The organism is Eubacterium maltosivorans (genome assembly GCF_002441855.2).
GTDB classification, from domain to species: domain Bacteria; phylum Bacillota; class Clostridia; order Eubacteriales; family Eubacteriaceae; genus Eubacterium; species Eubacterium maltosivorans.
In genome coordinates, this window is record NZ_CP029487.1 from 1,969,653 (window position 1) to 1,990,875 (window position 21,223).

Annotated in this window: 19 protein-coding genes; 4 read left to right on the forward strand and 15 right to left on the reverse strand. The window is 36.3% G+C overall.

The annotated features are described in order from the left end of the window. Positions 1-36: 36 nt before the first annotated feature. Positions 37-1,401 carry an MATE family efflux transporter gene (locus CPZ25_RS09540; protein ID WP_243129368.1) on the reverse strand — a complete coding sequence of 455 codons (1,365 nt, stop codon included), beginning with the start codon at positions 1,399-1,401 and terminating at the stop codon, positions 37-39. A 31-nt stretch (positions 1,402-1,432) separates the two neighbouring features. Beyond that, positions 1,433-3,076, reverse strand: a complete 1,644-nt coding sequence (locus CPZ25_RS09545) for a DEAD/DEAH box helicase (RefSeq protein WP_058693558.1) — start codon at positions 3,074-3,076, stop codon at positions 1,433-1,435. A 124-nt stretch (positions 3,077-3,200) separates the two neighbouring features. On the opposite strand from CPZ25_RS09545, the gene CPZ25_RS09550 reads away from it, so the two are divergent. Then, a complete protein-coding gene (locus CPZ25_RS09550) occupies positions 3,201-3,587 on the forward strand; it encodes a DUF488 domain-containing protein (protein ID WP_243129369.1) in 387 nt (128 codons plus the stop codon). Between the two features lie 10 nt (positions 3,588-3,597). On the opposite strand, the gene CPZ25_RS09555 is transcribed toward CPZ25_RS09550, so the two are convergent. The 3 genes from CPZ25_RS09555 to CPZ25_RS09565 are packed head-to-tail and all read right to left on the reverse strand — an operon-like array spanning position 3,598 to position 6,023. Next, complete coding sequence (locus CPZ25_RS09555) at positions 3,598-4,422, reverse strand: Cof-type HAD-IIB family hydrolase (RefSeq protein ID WP_096920320.1); 825 nt, start codon at positions 4,420-4,422, stop codon at positions 3,598-3,600. A gap of 16 nt (positions 4,423-4,438) precedes the next feature. Further along, complete coding sequence (locus tag CPZ25_RS09560) at positions 4,439-5,410, reverse strand: P1 family peptidase (protein ID WP_096920321.1); 972 nt, start codon at positions 5,408-5,410, stop codon at positions 4,439-4,441. A 19-nt stretch (positions 5,411-5,429) separates the two neighbouring features. Then, positions 5,430-6,023 carry an ECF transporter S component gene (locus CPZ25_RS09565; RefSeq protein ID WP_096920322.1) on the reverse strand — a complete coding sequence of 198 codons (594 nt, stop codon included), beginning with the start codon at positions 6,021-6,023 and terminating at the stop codon, positions 5,430-5,432. Positions 6,024-6,471: 448 nt separating this feature from the next. On the opposite strand from CPZ25_RS09565, the gene CPZ25_RS09570 reads away from it, so the two are divergent. Further along, entirely contained in the window at positions 6,472-7,716 is a 1,245-nt protein-coding gene (locus CPZ25_RS09570) for a glycosyltransferase family 2 protein (protein WP_058693554.1), read from the forward strand. Positions 7,717-7,825: 109 nt separating this feature from the next. On the opposite strand, the gene CPZ25_RS09575 is transcribed toward CPZ25_RS09570, so the two are convergent. From CPZ25_RS09575 to CPZ25_RS20995, 6 genes are all read right to left on the reverse strand, one after another. Continuing rightward, positions 7,826-8,554 (reverse strand): amino acid ABC transporter ATP-binding protein, encoded by a 729-nt coding sequence (locus CPZ25_RS09575; protein WP_058693553.1) that lies wholly within the window; start codon positions 8,552-8,554, stop codon positions 7,826-7,828. Then, positions 8,535-9,200: an amino acid ABC transporter permease gene (locus tag CPZ25_RS09580; RefSeq protein WP_038353054.1), complete on the reverse strand. Its 666-nt coding sequence runs from the start codon at positions 9,198-9,200 to the stop codon at positions 8,535-8,537. Before CPZ25_RS09580 ends, CPZ25_RS09575 begins: the two co-directional genes overlap by 20 nt. A 38-nt stretch (positions 9,201-9,238) precedes the next feature. Continuing rightward, positions 9,239-10,018: a transporter substrate-binding domain-containing protein gene (locus tag CPZ25_RS09585; RefSeq protein WP_058693552.1), complete on the reverse strand. Its 780-nt coding sequence runs from the start codon at positions 10,016-10,018 to the stop codon at positions 9,239-9,241. A 234-nt stretch (positions 10,019-10,252) separates the two neighbouring features. Beyond that, positions 10,253-11,770: a hypothetical protein gene (locus tag CPZ25_RS09590; RefSeq protein WP_120785078.1), complete on the reverse strand. Its 1,518-nt coding sequence runs from the start codon at positions 11,768-11,770 to the stop codon at positions 10,253-10,255. A gap of 4 nt (positions 11,771-11,774) precedes the next feature. Then, positions 11,775-12,341 (reverse strand): hypothetical protein, encoded by a 567-nt coding sequence (locus tag CPZ25_RS09595; protein WP_058693550.1) that lies wholly within the window; start codon positions 12,339-12,341, stop codon positions 11,775-11,777. A gap of 236 nt (positions 12,342-12,577) precedes the next feature. Beyond that, entirely contained in the window at positions 12,578-12,709 is a 132-nt protein-coding gene (locus CPZ25_RS20995) for a hypothetical protein (RefSeq protein ID WP_279230360.1), read from the reverse strand. A 110-nt stretch (positions 12,710-12,819) separates the two neighbouring features. Here CPZ25_RS20995 and CPZ25_RS09600 point away from each other — a divergent pair, with 110 nt between their 5' ends. Beyond that, entirely contained in the window at positions 12,820-13,794 is a 975-nt protein-coding gene (locus CPZ25_RS09600) for an LCP family protein (RefSeq protein ID WP_243129370.1), read from the forward strand. A gap of 25 nt (positions 13,795-13,819) precedes the next feature. Continuing rightward, positions 13,820-14,224 carry a GtrA family protein gene (locus tag CPZ25_RS09605; protein ID WP_096920324.1) on the forward strand — a complete coding sequence of 135 codons (405 nt, stop codon included), beginning with the start codon at positions 13,820-13,822 and terminating at the stop codon, positions 14,222-14,224. A 69-nt stretch (positions 14,225-14,293) separates the two neighbouring features. Here CPZ25_RS09605 and CPZ25_RS09610 read toward each other — a convergent pair whose 3' ends face one another. From CPZ25_RS09610 to CPZ25_RS09625, 4 genes are all read right to left on the reverse strand, one after another. Further along, positions 14,294-15,721: a hypothetical protein gene (locus CPZ25_RS09610; RefSeq protein WP_096920325.1), complete on the reverse strand. Its 1,428-nt coding sequence runs from the start codon at positions 15,719-15,721 to the stop codon at positions 14,294-14,296. A gap of 187 nt (positions 15,722-15,908) precedes the next feature. Next, complete coding sequence (locus tag CPZ25_RS09615) at positions 15,909-16,862, reverse strand: glycosyltransferase family 2 protein (RefSeq protein WP_096920326.1); 954 nt, start codon at positions 16,860-16,862, stop codon at positions 15,909-15,911. A gap of 165 nt (positions 16,863-17,027) precedes the next feature. Next, the gene (locus tag CPZ25_RS09620; RefSeq protein ID WP_096920327.1) at positions 17,028-18,623 is read right to left on the reverse strand and encodes a DUF6056 family protein; all 1,596 of its coding nucleotides are present in this window, start codon (positions 18,621-18,623) and stop codon (positions 17,028-17,030) included. Positions 18,624-19,060: 437 nt separating this feature from the next. Beyond that, positions 19,061-20,977 (reverse strand): DUF2142 domain-containing protein, encoded by a 1,917-nt coding sequence (locus tag CPZ25_RS09625; protein WP_096920328.1) that lies wholly within the window; start codon positions 20,975-20,977, stop codon positions 19,061-19,063. Between the last annotated feature and the right edge of the window lie 246 nt (positions 20,978-21,223).

Genomic DNA, 21,223 nt, shown 5'->3' on the forward strand with positions numbered 1-21,223 from the left:
AAAAGGATGCACTTTAGCATCCTTCAACCAATCATTTTACCAGCGATCTAAAACTTTCTTTTTATAATGCCGATACACGATAACCTCAAAAACAAGACAGGCAATCTCAGAAACGATAAAGCCATACCAAACCGTATCCAGACCTCCGATCAAAGAGAACAGGTACGAAAAAGGCAGTAAAAAAATCATTTGTCTCAGAAAAGAAGAAATCATACTAAGATAAGATTTGCCCATTGCCTGAAAAGAGGTGCTGAGCATAATGGATATCCCGGCGAGCGGGAATGCCAGGCTTATTGCTCTAAAACAATTAATTCCAATCGCTGTCATTTCTTCCGATGCATTAAAAAGCATGAAAATCTGTGCCGGGAAAAGCTGGAATAAAAGAACTCCAACGAACATAATGACCAGGCTTGTCAAAATAGAGACTTTTAATGTCTCTTTAAACCGCTTTGCATTCTGAGCGCCGTAATTATAGCCAAAAATTGGCATTGCTCCCTGTCCCAGTCCAAAAATTGGCATAAAAATGAAGGATTGAACTTTAAAATAAACACCGAAAACCGCTACGGCGGTCATGCCATACCCCGCCAGAATCAGGTTATAACCTGTTACCATAAAGGAACCAATCCCCTGCATGATCGCAGAGGGAAGCCCCACCACGGCAATATCTTTCATGATTGCCCCTCGGTATCTAAAGGAACGAAAATGAAGCTTTAGAAGATTCTTTTTCCGTTTCAGCACCACAATCAAAATATAGACCATTGCAATAATCTGGCCTGTAACCGTCGCGATGGCGGCTCCCGTAACACCCAGGGCTGGAAAACCCAGAAGCCCGAAAATCATAATAGGGTCCAGTATGATATTCGTAATTGCCCCGATCAGCTGACCGATCATTGGCTGAATCATATCGCCAGAGCCCTGCAGCGTGCTAAAACCAGCCTGCGTAATAATGCTTCCAAAGCTGAAAATTGTGACGATCAATAGATAGTCTGTACATCCTTTAATAATTTCCGGATTGTCCGTAAACATTTTTACAAAAATGTTTGAAAAAACAGCGCCTAAAACCGCTGCGGCTAAGGATAAAATCACCGCGACTAAAAAACCGTGTTCTGCCACCATTTCTGCTTCACGGTGCTTTTTTTCACCAAGCCGCCTTGAAATTCCAGAATTGATCCCTACTCCCATACCCACAAAACAGGATACGATCAGCATCTGCACTGGAAAGGCCAGAGAAACGGCGGTCAATGCATTTTCCCCTATCTGCGCGACAAAGACACTGTCTACGATATTGTACATTGCCTGTACAAACATCGAAATGATTGCCGGCAGGGCCATACTAAAAAGTAATTGGGGGATATGCATCGTCCCCATTTTGTTTTCATGCTGTAACTGTTGTTCTTCCACCAAAACACTTCCCCCTCACTTTTAACGAATTTTATTTTTTCTTTTTGGAAATTTCAACTTTCACTTTGTGATCCTTGATCATTTTTCCATTCAGTTTTTTCTCTACTTTTTTGGCAACATCCACATCTACATCCACAAAGGTAAATTTATTATACATATCAATATTCCCAACTGTCGAAGACGCAATATTACACTCACCGCAAATAGCGCCGAGAATATCTCTTTTCTGAACCTTATCTTTCTCACCAACACTGATAAAAAGACGTTTTGTCTTTTCTGGTCCAAAGGATTTTCCTTTACTATTTTTTCCGTCTCTACGCCGTTTTACATCCCTTTCCCGTCTGCCCTCACGGCGTCCACGCTTTTTAAACTCAGTATTTAAATCTTCGGCGTCTGACAGGGGCAGCTGTGCCTGTAAAAGAACCGCAGCGATGAATTCTGCTTCATAGCCCTTTTCTTCCAGTTCCTTAATGATTGCAATATAACGTTCCAGTTCTCCTTTTTCAGCTTTAAGCTTAAAACGTTCTTTGAAGTGAGCGATCTTGATGTCGTTAATCACCTCGCTGGTCGGGATTAAATCACGTTCGATGCTTTTTTTGGTATAATCAGTTATTTTCCGCAGCTTAAACTGATCTCTTGAACGGGCGAGTGTCAGTGAAAGACCGCTCTTCCCAGCACGGCCGGTCCGGCCGATACGGTGTACATAGTATTCCTCATTATCCGGTACGTCGTAGTTAAAAACGATATCCACATCGTCAACATCAATTCCTCTGGCAGCTACATCAGTGGCAACCAAAATTTTCAACCTTCCCTGGCTAAAGCGTTTTAAAACATTGAGTCTGGATACCTGGCGCATATCGCCATGAATTTTGTCAACGGAATACCCCAGCTCCTGCAGATTTTCAGTGATTTCATCCACATAGTGTTTGGTGTTGCAGAAAATAAGTGAGCGCTGCGGTTTATAGACATCCAGCAAACGGGTTAAAGCTTCAAACTTATTCTGGTCAGAAATATTAAAATATTTCTGTTCAATACTTGGGGCTACCATTGTTTTGGGTGAAATTTCAATCATTGTTGGATTTTTCTGGTAGGTTTCCGCAATTTTTAAAATGGGTTTTGGCATCGTGGCCGAGAATAAAACGGTCTGAACATCATGGTCTACCGCATCTAAAATCAGTTCGATATCCTCTCTGAAGCCCATATTCAGCATTTCATCTGCCTCGTCCAGTACCGCCATTGTAAGCGCATTGAATTTCAAGGTTTTTCGCCGCATATGATCCATGACGCGCCCCGGTGTCCCCACTACAATCTGTGCTCCGGATTTTAGATCACGGATCTGGTTTTCAATCGAAGCACCGCCAAACACTGCAACAACTTTAATACTGTGGCTGTATTTTAAAACCTTTCTAAATTCTTCAGAAACCTGCAGCGCCAGCTCACGTGTCGGCAGAAGCACCAACACCTGCGGTTTTCTGAGTTCTGGATCAATCTTTTCTATAGCAGGAATTGCAAAGGCCATTGTCTTTCCTGTTCCTGTCTGGGATTTACCAATAAGGTCGCCGCCCTCCATCAAACGGGGAATTGCGCGTTCCTGAATTTCTGTCATATCAACAAATCCCATATCATCAATTGCCCTGAGCAATTGCTCATTAATCTCTAGTTCTCTAAATTTCATATAACTTCCTTTCTAAATACATAACATCTAATTATAAACTAAAAAATAAAAGAAAGCAAATTTTATGTCAAATTTGGGTATATTTTTTATAAGAATACACTGACTGATTAAGGAAGTGATGATAATGATTGAAACAAAACGTATCTATGAGCCCAAAAACATTATGGATGGATACCGTGTTCTGGTAGACAGCTATTGGCCTAGAGGCTTTACTCATACCAGCGCCAATGTCGATATCTGGAAAAAAGAACTTGCTCCCAGCAAGGAGTTAATCCGACGCTTTCATTCTGGAAAAGATTCATATGAAAGCTTTAAATCACAATATCTGGAAGAACTCAGAAATAATCAGGCCGTCAAACTCTTCTTGTCTGATTTAAAAAAACGTCTAAAGAAAGAAAATGTCACTTTAATTTATTCTGCAAATAATAAAGAACAAAACCAGGCTGTTATTCTGGCAGATTATCTAAACTCAATACTTTTTCAAAAAAACAAAGCGCCACGGGCCGCGTGACGCTTTGTTTTTATAATGCAAATTTTTCAATGGCTTCTGCCACACCGTCTTCGTCATTTGTAGAAACGATATGATCCGCGATTTTTTTGACACAGTCGTAAGCATTTCCCATGGCAATTTTTGTTCCTGCAATTTCGATCATTTCCAAATCGTTGTCACTGTCTCCTATTACCATGACCTCTGTAAGGCTTATTCCCAGATATTCGCAAAGCTTTGTCAGCCCTAATCCTTTATCGATTCCTTCTGGAATACATTCAAGACAGTAATTCATGGGACGCAGAGGTACCAAATCCACAATTTCACCTGCTCTTTTCTGGACTTCATCCAATTTATCAAAATCAGTGGATGAAATGACAAATTTACTGACCTCCAAGTGGTTTTTTTCTAAATAGTCTTCGATATCCTCAACCACAATTTGCTGTTCCCTAAACTGGCGCACATATTCATCCGCCCAGCCCGCTGTTGGCATTTCAGGAAAGGTTTTTTCTGTACAGACACATCCATGAATGGTGTGGGCCTGGACAAAAATGCCGTCGTACTGATCCACAAGCTCAATGACCTGTCTGATAATATCTTTTGAAAGAGCATCCTCAAAGATCACAATATCCTTTTTATAGTCCCGAACCACGCCACCGTTACCGGAGAGCATATACTCAGTACCACCGATGGCTTCAGCCGCAAACCAGCCTTCTTTATCAATCCGGCCTGTTGCCACAACAGGAATGATTCCCTTTTCTTTAGCCTTTTTAAAAGCAGCTTTGTTTTTATCAGAGATTGTGTTTTTGGTATTTAAAAGCGTGCCATCCAGATCGGTAACAATCATTTTTATTGCCATGAAAATGCTCCTTTGTTTATTTATGTAACAGCATTGATGCTGTTTTTAACCCATATAATGGTTCTGCTGCGAGCACTGCCTTTTTTATGGCCATTGCCATCATGCGTGCCGCCAGCGTTCCAACCACATTAATATCAGCAGCCACCTCACCTACAGACATAACATAAATACTGTCGCCGTCTGCAGTGGTATGGACAGGTCGGATCGCCTGTGCATAACCGTTATGTGTCATTGCTGCAATTTTTTTTGCCTCAACCTTATTGAACTTTCCATTGGTAATCACAGCGCCTATGGTTGTGTTTCCAGTAAAAAGGTTTTCTTTTCGGGAAATGTCTTCATACATGGCAGCTTCGGTATCCTCAAATTCAGAAAGATCTGCTGTAAGCATCCCTGCCAGCTTGCTGCCACTCTCAATATCAAAAATATCTCCGAGAGCGTTGACTGATACAATGGCGCCTACCTTTAAACCACCAAGCTCAACGGCATAGGTCCCTATGCCCGATTTCATCATTGTCTGGATTCCCCGGTATTTGCCAACGGTCGCGCCTGTTCCAGCTCCGACGTTACCATTCTGTATACTTTTTTTATTTTCCGAGTCAATACACGCCTGATAAGCCATTACTTTATCCGGATAAGCGTCTGGTTTCCCCACCACTAAATCAAAAATACAGGACTGGCAGACAAGCGGCACCTTTGCCACACCCGTATCAAACCCAATGTTGCGCTCACTCAGATATTCCATGACACCACCGGCGGCATCCAGACCAAAGGCAGATCCACCGCTTAACAAAACAGCGTGGATTCCCTGAGCCGCTGCTACCGGGTTCAAGAGCTCACTTTCTCTGGAGGCCGGTCCGCCTCCCCTTACATCAAGGCCTGTGGGCGCACCCTGTTCATTGATAATAACCGTACACCCTGTTCCGCCTTCCATATCCTGCGCGTGGCCGATTCGAATATTTTCGATATCACTAAGGTTTATTTCCTGCACTGTTACCTCATTTCTGATGCTATACAGCAATCCTCGTTTTCAAATATTTCATTAGTGGTTTACATACGGCAATCGTAATGACAATGCCGACACCAAGCTCAAGCAAACCATTCACGCCCACAATGGTTAGAAAAACTTCCTTTAAAGGAATTGCGCTGAAGAAAAACCATAAACATCCCATAACTAAAATAGTATGGCATAAGGTCGCTACACCAGCGCTGACGCCTATACTTAAAGCATCGTTGCTCAACCGTCCTTTTAAAGCTTCATACAGCACTCCTGCAATCACGCCCAACAAAACTCTTGGTAAAATACACATAATCAGAGACTGAATCGGCGCGCCGCTCGCAAAAGGTGAAAACATCAGATCTACCGGTGAAACACCCATAAACGTAGCTTTGAGCATACTTAGAACACCAAAGGCCAGGCCTAAAATTCCACCACAAACCGGCCCCATGGCAATGGCACCGATAATCACCGGAATGTGCAAAATGGTAATGGCAACCGGGGGAATCTGAATAAAACCGAGTGGGGTAAAGGTAAGTACCACCAGTATGGCGATCAGCAGTGTAAGCTGTGTCATCTGTGCAGTCTTTTTGTTTACCTGTGACATAATAAAAACTCCTAACTGCCGCTCTTTTTAAAGATGCAGCGTCTAATTTATTCACAAGCCGTCATGTCCTCGCCTGTGTAGCTTTATTTTATCACATTAAAAATAATGAACCAAGTTTTTTCAAAAAAACGCACCCAATATAATTGGCATTTTCTTTTTTAATTCTTAATGCTGTACTACCGCCTTTAAGGTATTTTTAAATTCAAAAATACCTTAAAGACTTTGTAATCGATTTTCTGCATGAAAACAGCATATTATATTAAATGAACCTTTCCATTTCCTTAAAATTTTATGAATATTTTAATTTTTGTCTTGCTACGTTTTTGAGATGATGATAGAATATTAACAGTTTAAGAAGACTGTCCAGAAATGCCACACAGTGACTTTTCAACGCAACACAGTGCGGCATGTTTAAATTCAAATTTTGAAAGAAACGAGTGAGGATAAAATGGTCGATACAATCTATGTTTTACTTTTCCTATTAGGTGTCCCTTTCTTTGCTTATGGTATTTATTATTTAATCGTAGGGATATCCGGATACCGTAAACACACAAAATTCAACCAGCATGCCCCTGAAAATCGCATGTGCGCAGTTATTGCCGCAAGAAATGAATCTCTTGTCATTGGGAATCTGATCGATACGTTAAAAGAACAGAATTATCCAGAGGATTTGTTTGATATCTATGTTATTCCGAATAACTGCACCGATAATACAGAAGAAGTAGCCAGAGAACACGGCGCCAAGATTTTTCACTGTACCTCTGAGGTTCGCTCAAAGGGCGCTGCTTTAGAACAGTTTTTCGACGCAACCTTTGCACACAACGATGTTTTTGACGCGTTCTGTGTTTTTGACGCTGATAATCTGGTTGATCCAAATTTCTTTTCCGCAATGAACAATGCCTTATGTGACGGAGAAAAAATCGCACAGGGGTACCGAGATAGCAAAAATCCGACGGATTCCTGGATCTCAGGCTGCCAGTCCATTTTTTACTGGACCTTAAACCGCTTTATGAACCTCGCAAAACAGGGTATTGGCTGGTCTGCAGCTTTAAACGGAACAGGATTTATGGTTTCCCGCGAAGTCTTAAAAGACGGTGGCTTCAGAACCTTTAGCATGACTGAGGATATTGAATTCACCACTCAATCGATCATGAAGGGCTACCGCGTTGCATGGGTGCCTGAGGCCCTTACCTTTGACGAACATCCCATTACTTTCGAAACCTCCTGGAAGCAGCGCAAACGTTGGTCTACCGGTACGATTCAGTGTTTCTCACAGTACTCAGCTCCTCTATGGGAGAATTTTAAAAAGACGCGTAACTGGATGTGTGTGGATATGATTTTATATCTTCTCGCACCATTCATGCAAGTTTTAACCAGTATTTATACCATCTGCTCCTTTGTTGTACTGACACTTTTACTCATTAATACACAGGTCTGGTCTGATGCCCTCACCTTTGCCATCCTATTTGGTGTCGGCGGTGTCATCGTCAGCTTTCTCTTTACAGCAATGGTCGTTAAGCTTGAACACCATAAAATAAGAGAGGTCGCCGGCAAAGCGTTTTTCTCTTTCTGGTTCTTCCTGTTTTCATGGATACCCATTAATGTCCTCTGCTTTGTCAAGCCGATTGAAACTTGGGAACCGATCGAACATACTCAGAGCTTAAAGCTCTCACAATTACAGCTTAATAAATAAAGTCATCAGCGCCCCGATGTTTACATTCCATCAGGGCGTTTTTTCTTATTATCTAAAATTACTACAACAAAAAAGGAACCGTCTTTTGCAGTTAAAAGACGGTTCCTTTTTACAGGACCATATTCAAGAAATTAATGGTTCTCTCGTTCTGTGGATTTCCAAACACTTCACTTGGTGGTCCCTGTTCCACAATGTAGCCTTCATCAATGAAGATAACACGGTCCGCAACCTCTCTGGCAAAGCCCATTTCATGGGTAACCACAATCATGGTCATTCCCTCCTGTGCCAGCTGCTTCATTACATTGAGAACTTCTCCAACCATTTCCGGGTCAAGAGCACTTGTTGGTTCATCAAACAGCATAACATCTGGATTCATTGCCAGCGCTCTGGCAATGGCCACACGCTGCTGTTGCCCGCCGGAAAGCTGTCCTGGATAGGCATCTGCCTTAGCGACCATGTCAACCCTTTTTAAGAGCCCCTGTGCCACTTCCTCTGCTTTAGCCTTATCCATAATTTTCAAGGCGACTGGTGCAAAGGTAATATTTTTTAAAACAGACATATTGGGAAAAAGGTTAAACTGCTGAAACACCATTCCGATATTCCGGCGGTAAAGATTAATATTCGCGTGATTGCCGGTAATCTCATTGCCATCCACCACAATTGTACCACTGGTTGCTTCCTCAAGCGCATTGATACATCGCAGCATTGTGCTCTTACCAGAACCTGACGGCCCGATAATACAGATAACCTCGCCTTCCTCCACTTCCAGATTAATGTCTTTTAAAACCTCTAAATCCCCAAAGCTCTTTTTGAGATTACTAATTTTTACTTTTGCCATAGCTCATCTTCCTTTCAATATGACTCGAAACCTTTGACAGAATCATAATCGGGATAAAATACATGACACCAATGATAATCCACATTTTTAAGGATTCAAAATTATTGGCAATGATTAAACGTCCAGTCTGGGTTAATTCCGCTAAACCAATAACAGAAACCAGAGAGCTGTCCTTTAATGTGATAATACACTGATTTACAATTGCCGGGATCATCGTCTTGATCGCCTGAGGTAAAACGACTCTGCGCATTGCCATCGTATATGGAAGGCCAAGACTCCTGGCTGCTTCCATCTGTCCTTTGTCAATGGACTGAATCCCACCTCTGACAATTTCCGCGGTATAGGCGCCAGCATTCAGGCTCAGTGCGATAACGCCGGCTATAAAGGCATCTAAGCGCATATTCAGTGCACTTGGTATCCCAAAATAAATAAAAAATACCTGTACAATTAACGGTGTACCACGGATGATATCAATGTATACACGTGAAATTCCCCGTAAAAAAGTAGTCCTTGAAACAGATAACAAACCAAAGAGAAGCCCTAGTACCGCCGCGATCAGCAGCGATACCAGGGTCAGTTCGATCGTCATCCAAAGACCTTGTAATAAACGAGGATAGGTTTGAGCAAATAATTCAAAAATACTCATTCAAAAACCTCCTGGAATTATTTTAGGCCGTTAAATTATTAATTTGTTTTGATGTAAGTATCTAAAATTTCCTGATATTTACCATTGTCTTTCATGTTCTTTAAGCCAGTGTTGAACATTTCAAGCAATTCAGCATTCTTACCCTTCTGCACCGCAAATCCGTAAGAATTACCAGCCTGTAAATCACCGACTAATTTTAATGGCTGACCCTTTGCGATCGCATAGCCTAATACCGGATAATCTTCGAAGCAGGCTACTGAGTTACCTGATTTAACATCTTCATACATATTTGCAGATTCCGGGAAAGAGGTAATGGTGAAACCATACTGGTCTTTAATGGATTCGGCATATTTAGAGCCTTCAGTGCCATTTTTAACCGCAACATTTTTTCCTCTTAAATCATCATAAGATTTAATGGTGTCATTGTCAGATTTTACAGCCATACCAACGCCTGAATCGAAATAAGGATCAGAGAAATCATATTTTTTCTGACGTTCTTCGGTAATACTCATACCAGCGATAACGCCATCAGCCTGTCCTGATTCAAGAGCGGTAACAGCAGCGTCAAAGCCAAGTGGCTGCAGCTCATATTCAAAGCCCTGATCTTCAGCAATTGCCTTTAATAAATCCATATCGATACCGACACGGTTACCGGATTCATCTTCAAATTCAAATGGCGCAAAAGTTGTATCAGTTGCAATGATATATTTTTTTGCTCCATCACTTCCGCTTGAGCTTCCGCCACTTGAACAAGCAGCTAAAGAAAAAGTCATTACTGCGGCTAATGCCAAAATACCAAACATTTTGAGTTTCTTCATTTCTTTTCCTCCTGGATTATAGATACTTATTGTTAAAAGTATATCATTTTTTCTGGAAATACGCAACGAAAAAAAATCTCTTACTCAGGGTAAATAATAATTATACTGCTTAAAATCTGAAAAAACAAGCTTAAGTTCAGCATAAAATTCTTTAAAATTTTTACCCAAATTCTTTTCAAAGATAACAAAAGGCTGCTGGATTTTTCCCAACAGCCTTTTCCTTAATAATTAATTTTATAAATCAGGATGCTCTTTTAAATACTGCTTGATCGCTTCAAGATCGCCCTGATCAATAATAATTTCAGAATCGTCACTCTCGAGCATTACTTCATCCGGAAGAATCTGAACCTCGACATCCTCAAATTCAACAGGCTTACGGCTCATATACATGAGCTCCTTCTGATCCAGAATTTCCTTACGGCGGGTAAGATCCGCTTCAATGGTATCCAGATCATCAATCCGTTTGTTGATCTGTTTAGACAGGCGAATCAAGTCATCCAAAACCTCATCGACGATAAACTGCTTATCAATAATTGTCTTAAGCTTATCGCGGATAACATCTCCTGTTTCCAGAATATCGGTATCCGTTGTAATCGGCGTTAAATTATCTAATTCCTGCTTAAAGTCGCTGACCGTTTTCTGAAGCTTTTCCGTTCCTTTTGTTGAGGAATTAATCTCTGTAAGGAGCGCGCCTAATCGTTCCTCGATGGCGGCAAAATCTTCTTTCTGCTCTGGTGATATCGCGCTGTCAAGTTGATCAGCAGAAGCTGTTCCGGCGCCGAAGAGATCGGCCACTGAAACAGCCTCATTTTCGCCCGTTTCTTCCTCCTGAACAGCCTCGGCAGCTTTTTCATCAACGATTGGCTCTTCCTCTGTTTCTTCAACCATTTCAGCTTCTTCGGCAATAACTTCTTCAGGCTGTTCTTCCTCAGAGACTGCCTCTTCAACATCATCACTGTCAGCTTCCTCAGGCTCAAGGTTAGTCAGATCATCATCATTAATTAAAAGAGACTTAAAGGCTTCTTCGTCAAGATAAGTGTCCTCATCATCCTCTTCGTCAGCTTCCTCAATAGATTCCTCGACTTCTTCAAAGTATTCCTCTTCGATTTCGTCTTCGTCATATTCTTCAAAGAGCTCTTCTTCATCAAAATCTTCAAATGCTTCATCCTCGAACTCTTCGTCCTCCTCGAATAAAGCTTCTTCATCTTCATACTCATAGGGATCGGGCTCTTCAATCCCTGCATTTACAGCTGCTGTATCAATTTCATCTGTGTTACCGTCTTTTGTAACCAGTGATTCAAAAATATCATCATATTCTTCTTCATCCTGATCTTCATCACGGTTACTGAGCCATTCTTTTCGTTCCTTTTTTTCGCTGTGTCCTGAAACACCAAATACTTTTCCCCAGATTAAGTGACTGATCAGAATAATCACAATGTCTGCTACTGCAGTGATCAGCAATAATTTCGATGATATACTGAAGGCCATAAAGTAATTGATCCCAAAAACGATAATGTCTGCCGCGACAATAAATATGATCGCGATAACCAATTTTTTCGACAGACCTGTAATATCGCCAATACCCATCATCAAAATTTTAATTCCCGCAAAGAAACAGGAAACAATCATGACATTTGTATCCACATCGTGGCTTACAAATTGAAAGAGTAACAAAACACCGTATGTTGATAAAATAACTGCAATACAATCAAAAAGCAGTAGTAATCCTAATTTTTCACTTTTTTCTGCCATATCTTCACTCCTCAATATTTTCTTCGGTAACTGCTTCCGTATTTTTATCCTTCTGCTCATTCAAACCAAAGGATGGAAGTACCGAACCTAAAGAATCTGCAAGCTTGTCTGTTCCCTTATACATCGATTCAATTTCCAATAGCTTGAGGTATTCTCGATTGAGGGTCTCTTCTTTTTTGTTCAAAGCTTCGTTTCTTTCTTTCAGCACATCAAAAGCATCCTCAAGAACATTCAGCATTTCCTTGACCATCTGTTCCCGTTTTTCAATGACCTTGATCTGCTTTTTCAAGCCGTCAGGCATATCGCTGTCGTCAACATGACTTTCCGGCTCATCCTCTAAGCGCGGGCACTCCGGCTCTTCGGACGATTCCTTAAACACCGGCACGAATGTGTCTCTCGTTTCTCCATCAACACCCTCCTGCAGTTTCGCAATCTTCTCATCCTTGTCCTTTGACACATTGAGTAATTTTTTTAATTCCTCATCTTTTTCCATCAGCTGCTTTTCCAAAAGCTCAATACGCGACTCTACACGGTCAAAAGATTGTCCTCTATCCTGGGTATTCTTATCCATACAAGTCCACTCCCTATTTTCTTTCTATTACCATTTTCGGCACTGCTTTTTAAGGTTTAATATTTATTCATAGTCTATTATAACAAAATTCTTAGTAAAAGTATAATGTCTTTGTCAAAAAATATCATTGAAATTTTATTATTTTTCTCTATTATGGTATAATAACACAGTCATAAAGAGAAAAACGTATTTAATTAGCAATTGAGAGGTCCCAATGGAAAAACGAAACAAAAGCGTTATTGGAAACCGAAGAAGTGGCGAAAGGCCCTCTTCTCCTTCAAAAAAGGCGGCTTCACGCCCTTCAGGCCGACCAGGAAGCAGCCGGTCATCCCAGAGCCAAAGTTCCAGAAGCAATTCTTCCCGTTCATCCCGCCCCCCACAGAGGATTGATGATCGGAGACGCAATTCTAATGATACTTTACCCAAAAAACGCAAGAAAAAAAGAGGATTTTTTAAGAAAGCATTAATTTTACTTCTTGTGCTGCTCATCGGAGCAGGGGCATATGCCGCTACTGTCATCAAATTTGGCAATTTAAACAAAGATCTGACCGGAAAGGTCTCCCAATATAATATCAGTTCAAACGCCGCCAATATGGCCCTTAACCACCGTATTGTCAATGTGGCGATCTTCGGCGTCGACGGACGTGACGATGTGGATGGCAGCCGGTCCGACTCCATGATGATTGCTTCGGCCGACTTCGAACACAATAAACTGAAAATAACCTCATTAATGCGGGATACCTACGTATACATCAATAAAGATTACGGCTACGACAAGCTTAACGCCGCCTATTCCTTTGGTGGTCCCAATTTGGCGCTTAAGACCATTAACCAGAATTTCGATACCGCCATCACCGACTATGTGACCATTGACTTTACAGCTATGGTCGCCATGGTAAACGCCGTTGGCGGCGTCACCATTGATATTGAGAATGAAGACGAGCTCTATTGGGTTAATCAGTATTTGATGGATGTCAACAACCATGTTAATACAAATTCCGCTGATGTTCCTGGTACAGGCCCTCAGGTATTAGATGGAAGCCAGGCACTTGCCTATTGCCGTGTTCGTTATGTCGGCAACGGAGACTTTGACCGTACACTGCGCCAGAGAAAGGTTTTTGAACAAGTGCTCGACAAAGCAATGGATCTAAATCCATTGGCACAATATAATCTTTTGACACAGGTTATGCCTTATGTCGAAACATCACTGAGTCAAACCGAAATTTTAAAATACGCTGGTAATGTAATGTTTATGAAGGATCATTCCATCTATCAGGAGCAAATCCCAGCAGAGGGTTATGTTGATACCGGTATGCTCGGTGATGTGTCTTATGTATTTCCAGTTACTTTGGCTGATAATATTAAGGAATGGTACCAATTTGTTTATGAGACAGATTATACGCCATCAGGAACGGCTCAGGATATTAGTGATGAGATTGAATCTATGTGGTAAAAATATAAGGAGATTTATTTAAGGTTTGGAAAAAATTAAAGCATTTTTAAAAAGTGACCGGTTTGCCGAAATTTTTCGTTTCGGCATTACCGGCGGTGTAAGTTTTTTAGTCGATTATGGTATTTTATTTGCATTAACAGAATTCTTTGGTGTGAACTATCTGGTTTCTTCCGGTATCAGCTTCACTGTCTCTGTTATTGTAAATTATTTTATGTGTATTCTCTGGGTGTTTAAACGCGTTAAGCAAAACGACACCAAATCCGTTGTACTGTTCGTCGGATCCAGTGTCGTTGGCCTATTCATCAATCAAGTTTTAATGTGGTTCTTTGTTGAAAAGATTCATATTTATTATATGGTGGCAAAAATTATTGCTACGATTATTGTTATGATTTGGAATTATGTGGCTAAGCGAAAAGCAGTAGTTGGTTAATCTCCCAATCATTGTTTATTTGTTTAATTTTGTAAGAAGTTTATGCAGAAATCTATATTTATTATTTTTTCAAGATATTTTTTCTTTTTTCCTTATTGGTAAACTTAACAAAGTCCAAATAGAAAAAATCATCATAAACGGATAAAGAGAGAGTATATACCTAGATTTTATTTCCCAAAATATATAAAATAAAAACATACCCATATAGATTAAATAAATTACTGATAATTTACCAGATTGTGGTTTAATAAACCAATATAGCGTTAATACAAATAGTATAAAATATTGAGCATATATAAAAGAATCCACTGCTTTTCTTAATATCTGTTCATTATTCATAAGATATTTTGTTGCTGCCGTTTCATAATAAAATTTCGAATCGCTTTCATTGCAATTCTCTCCAAAGGCGTACCGCTGTGCTTGATAAGTTCCTTCCATCCACATCCAGTATTCTTTTTTAGCAATAATCCCCATGACTTCTTTTATACCATTACTTTTTAGTCGCGCTACTACATCACTCGCATTTCTATCTACGCTGTGTGTTCCATCTTGAAACCCGAATTCTTCCTGATTAAAGCCCATATATATGTAAGACCAAACTGGCATTGATCTTTCTCCATCATTATAGTTGACTATGTGATGAATAAAAAAATTAACACCCAAAAACATAAAAAAACTTACAGAAAAAACAAGAAAAATTATTTTAAATTTTCTTCTAATTTGAGCTTTATTAGTAAAAAAATAGTCAATAATAATAGCAAATATATAGATTAATGCCACCGGCCTAATAAAATATAGTAATACTAATAAAAGAATAGGTACTGCTAGTTTATTTGAATCTTTTAAATAGATATACACTGAAGTTAATGATATCAGTGTAAACGGAATGTCTGTATAAATATGATTAATATATAAAAAAACAGATCCAAGAGAAAGAAATAGCAAATAAAACAAATTACTATATTTATTGTAATACAAAGATATTAACAGTGTACTCACTTTAGCAATTAAAAGAATACAAATGATATTTAATATTTTTATAATTATAACATTTTTAGGAAAAACTATAAATATTAGTCCATACAAAAAGCTTACTAAAACATTATTAGGCCACAATTTAAAATATAGGTTATCTAAAAAATATGAAAAGTTTAATTTTGATACTTCAATAGCCGCTCTGAAAATTTGTTCCATATCAGAAAAAGGTTTCAAAGGTACCAAAATAATGAATATAATTCCTAAAAAAATATAAATAATGGTAATTAACCATGGCTTGCTGATTTTATTAATTACAGTTCTATATCTTAATAAAAGCATTATTCCTAAAATTACTAAAAGTACGCATATAATAATTTCCGGAGTCATGTAAATAAACTCCGGAGAATCATCGTAATTGTAATTCGGTTTAATAAACAATGAAATAATTGAAAACACACAAAATACAATGAAAAGAAAAATTCTTATACACTTGACAATAGAAAAATAAAATTTATTCATCGACTTCTCCTGAGAACATACTTCCTTCAAATAATCCTCTTTTTTTATTTCATTACATTATAACTTTAAATACCTATTATTTTACATTTCCAAACAACTAATGCAAATATTCAAAAAATTATTATTTTTAGCACAAAAATTATTTATGCTTTCTATTATATATTAATTATATAATTTCAAAATAGTTTTAATTCTTAAGAAAAGTCTCTATAAAATACTTCGGACGTTCTTTGGTTTCATTATATATTTTTCCAATATATTCTCCAATAATACCAATTGCCAAAAGCTGAACTCCTCCAAGGGCCCATATTGAACATGCTAAAGATGTCCATCCTGTGATAGTCTGCCCTAAATAGTTCATAATTAGTGAATAAACTAAAATCCCAACACTTACTAAAAAAGATACGACACCAACAATCGAAATCATTCTAATTGGTTTTATGCTAAAAGATGTAATACCGTCAAATGCTAATGATAACATTTTTTTCAGAGGATACTTTGACTCTCCAGCAAATCGTTCATGTCGTTCATATGTGACAACTGATGAAGGATAACCAATCAAAGGGACTATGCCACGCAAAAATAAATTGACTTCTTTAAACTGTGCCAAACCTTCTAATGCCCGTTTGCTCATTAGGCGATAATCAGCATGATTATATACAATTTCAACACCAAAACTCTTCAACAGTTTATAGAAGCTTTCCGCAGAAAAGCGTTTAAAAAATGTATCCGCATCTCTTTTGCTTCGGACTCCATACACAATATCATTTCCATCATAGTATTCATCGACAAATTGATCAATCACATCAATATCATCCTGTAAATCTGCATCTAATGATATTGCCATATCACAATACGCTTTCGCCGTCATTAAGCCCGCTAAAACAGCATTTTGGTGTCCTTCATTTCTAGATAATTTGATTCCTTGATAAAGACTGTTTTTATTACATAACCTTTCTATAATTGACCACGTTTGATCTTTTGAGCCATCATTAACAAAGAGAATTCGACTTTCCTTTGAAATTATATTTCTTTCTTTTAAGTTTTCTATTTTATCTTTTAAAGTTTCAGCTGTTATATTTAATACTTGTTCTTCATTGTAACATGGAATAACTAAATACAAAGTTTTTGGGCCTTTCATAAAAACCTCCCTAAATATTATTTTTTAAGTATCCAAATAGTTCTAGCCATTTGTACGCTTTATACTTTACAAAAATATTTAAATCATCTGGTAATTTTTCCATATATTTTAAAAGTTTAAAAATTTTATCTTTTTTTACAAAAGTATATGTTCTAAGTTTTTTGATCAATTTATCAGGATCAAGTCAGGATCAATCCACTCAAAGGAAACTGATTCTGGAAGACTATAATATATTTTCATAGCACTAGTAACCCCATTATCATAATAATAAGGCATTACATATCCATAAAGATCATCCTTTAATTTGCATAAAATTATTGAATCAATTCTAAAATTTGTTTTTTCTTTTTCCTTAGCTTCAAGCAAAATTTGTTCATTATATTTTAAAACTCGGCTATTTATTCCGTATCCATTATAAACTGGCAATAGACTAAAAATAGAAATCGCTACTATGACTCCAATAAAACCAACTTGAATTTTTTTTCTTCTTATATGATAAACTATTTTCACAAAAACATCTAGTGCTACAATAAAATATATTAACATAAATGGCGCAAACGATCTTAATGTAAGTGTTGGAGACACTATTAATGCTCCAACAGTTATAAATCCAAACATAAATGATATAACAATAATGAATTTTTTTTCTAAAATATAATACGTTTCTATTTGAATAAACGTCAGTAAAACAAATAAAATTAATGTTATATTTAGTATTATTGTATGCGTAGTATTTTCGGTCAAACTGTAGAGATTGCCGTTTGTTTTCAAAACTAAAATAAAAATTATAATATTTAATGTACAATAAAAATAATTAACACATTTTAGTCCCCATTTCCTTTTTATAAGGCATATTGAAATAACTAATGTAGTAATTAAAACTAATAGCAAAAATAAGTAAAAGCTATCAGAAAAGAATAATTTAGCAACTCCTTCAAAATTTAGTAACAATTTATCCAAAAATGATATCTCACCCCCATTTGAAGTTTCTGTTACTGAAAGCCTCAATCTATTCCCTGGCGAAAAGACCAAAAAACAGAATGCTCCACAAATTCCTAAAAGACTGATTATATCAAATTTTTCTATTCTTATTTTAAAGTACAGCTTTTTTAATAATAATATGAAAATAAATGTCACGATTAATGCTCCACCTAATTGTTCTTGAGAACTTGATAGAAGCAAAAAACATAAAAAAGAAATTAATTTATAAGCTATATTATCTCTACTTCTTTCTTTTATATTTATTTTTATATAAAAAATAAACCCAATAAGAAATAAAATAGTTGGAACCAAATATACCATTGCTGCTATAAACCAGAAAAATGAATCTCTTAATACATCTATTTGAATAAAACCAAATAAAGAACATGCTAATATTCCTGAATAAGCCAATGGAATTTTTTTTCCGCCACTTTTTAATACATAATAATGGATAATGTAAAACAATCCACAAACAACAAAAGACATAAATAAACGCATTATCCATAAACCGTTTTTAAGTAGTATTATTTCTAAAAAATATGCAAAAACTCGCCCCCCCCATCCATTATAATGTAATTTTAAAAATTCAAACAACTGAGCTAACGAATAATTCGTACCTTCTATTCCTGGCACTTGCACCGCATAAGATAGTGTAACGTATCCATAATCATCAAAATACATAAAAACATTTCTATATTGTAGTAACAAAAACATAAAAAATAAAACCATTATAAAACAAAAAACATAATAATCAGCTTTATTATTTTTATTATAAAGCACTTCAATCCTCCCAGCCTATAAACTCTCTATATTTTATTGCTATATCTGATTCCATAGCTAAAAACGCACTTTAAATCATTTACTAATTTTATTTTCCACAACTTTACCCCAAAATTTTTTTAAAAAAGAAACAAAAACTGATTAAAAGATTTTTACTTTTTAAAAAGCAACTACCTAAATAGGGTACAAAAATTCAACTAAACTAACTAAATTGATAAAAGCATTCGAAGTTCAAAATACAGACTAATTTTGAATTGCTAATCAGTTTTTAAAACCCGTTGCCCTCAAACAATGCCTTGAAGATGTTAAAATGGCACAATACAAAAAGATGATTATAACTATATTGATATTAGTTTAAGTACAGTTTTAAGGTATTACAACTTTCAAATAAAATAATCAACACTGTATGTTCATAAATCCTTTTCAAAAAAGTCTAATTAAACAAGATATCCACTCACTAATTTAAATAACAACAACAGCAAAAGAAATGTACAAAGGCAAATAACAAATCCATTAATATGGACTTCTTTAAATGTATTTTTTATTTTATTTGTTTTAAAAAGTAACAATAACGGAAAGAGCAACGGTGCAAAATATCTTCCTTGCACTCCAGATATTGTAAGAGACCCCACTGGAGTAAATGTTATATACAATGACGTAATCACCAATCCCCAAGATAACAAAACACAAAATAATAAATAAATTTTATTTTTAATTCCCATATTTTTAGGAAGTTCATTATTGTCTACTACAGCTAAAACAAGCATAAAAAACGTAACAATATAACTTATTCCTGAGGAAAACGTTCCGCTATATGCAAAATTTCCGATTGGTCCTTCAAAATAAGACGGTAGACTTTTTAAGACATAATTCAAACAAATATTTGCATAAGTAAAAATATGAGTAATAATAAAATTAATCTGTCCTTCTACACTTACACCTTCTATGACCCATTGTGCTAAACCATTAAACGAAGAATACAGCGTATTTACTGTAATTACGCATCCTAGTACTAACAGCATCAAAAATTTGAGAGCAAAGCCATTTTTAAAAACACTAATATTCTTCTTTATTATAGGCATGTTTTTATTAGGTAAAATTAAAAACAACAGTGCCAATGGCGCATACGTTATTTTACCCGTTATCATTATACTTGAAGCTAATAGATATAAAACTAATTTTTTAGTCGTAATTTTATTTGAATAAAACATGTTGATAAATATCGTCACTGTAGCAAGCGAAAAGCTATATGTAACTGGATCTGCAGAATATGAACATGCTAAATACAACATTCCAGGTAATAAACCTAAAAGAAAAATAAGTCTTTTACCTATTAACGTTTGTTTTATAAGTATACTTATGACCAAACAATATGCAATCAAATTAAACAATCTTCCTAAATAAAAAACGTTGATAAAAGGTAAAGACAAAAATTTCCCTAAAAAAATTCCTATCGCCGCAGGTACATAAGCGGTTGGCAAATATGGTTTTGCAGTTGTATCATAATACCTCTTTGTTTCATAATCATTTTTTTTATATAAGTCGTAATAGTTGTTTCTTTCTTCTGTTGTATCAAAAGATGTAGATATTCCATTAAAACTAAAAAAACGCTCTATATTCTCTGGCCAATATATTTCTTTATTTTTTTCTATTCCAAAATCAAAAGATGCTGTTTGATATGCCTTAACAAAATGTTCCCTTTCGTCAAACGAAAAGTAGGTAGGCATTGTAATAACTATATTAATTCCGAAGATAATTGCAATAATTAAAAAAGTAATGTGCAGTTTTAATATAAAATATTTAAAATTAAAAATTAAAACTAACAACACATATAAAATTGAAAACAGTAAAAAAAAGCGGCTCCAATCAAAATAAAATTGATTATCAATTTCAATACGCGAAATATGAACTGATGTCTCTAAATTATTTTTTAAATATTCATTAAAATTCAGTTCTATTGTCGGATGTACTTTGCTATCAATTTTTAAAAACACCTGATCATTGTAGAGAGGATCTGCTAAATTAATTTTTCGTTCGTTTTTTTTAGTATCTGGGTATTGAGTTCTTATCTCAAATGCAGATGAGTTTTTGTCTAAAATAATTTTTAATCTTAATATGTCGATACTTTTCGAATTCTCAATTGTAATACTGCTTTGTGTATTCGTAGCTATATATCCACTATCAAATATAATATTATTAGTTTTAATATCACTATCACAAATTTCAATTATACCTTTTTGATTTTCATTTAGAAAAAAATATCGATAATTAAAACCGAATATTTCAATTAAAAGTGAGACAAAAAATACAATAATAACTAATAAAATATTTTTTCTTAAAATATTCTTTCTCATTTTCTCTCCTTTTCGATTTCATTTCGTTTGTAATAAAATAAGTTCATTTTATCTTAAAAACTATCAAACATTATCCCCAAAGCACAAGTAAACAAAAAATAAACAAACTACCATTTGATTCACAAAGTCAAGTTGCTGTATCTTAATAAGAAAGTTTTAGACAATACTATATCAAATCACATTATATTTTTAAAAACAAAGAATTATTTACTCATTCTCCAATGTGATAAAATTTAAATTTATCAA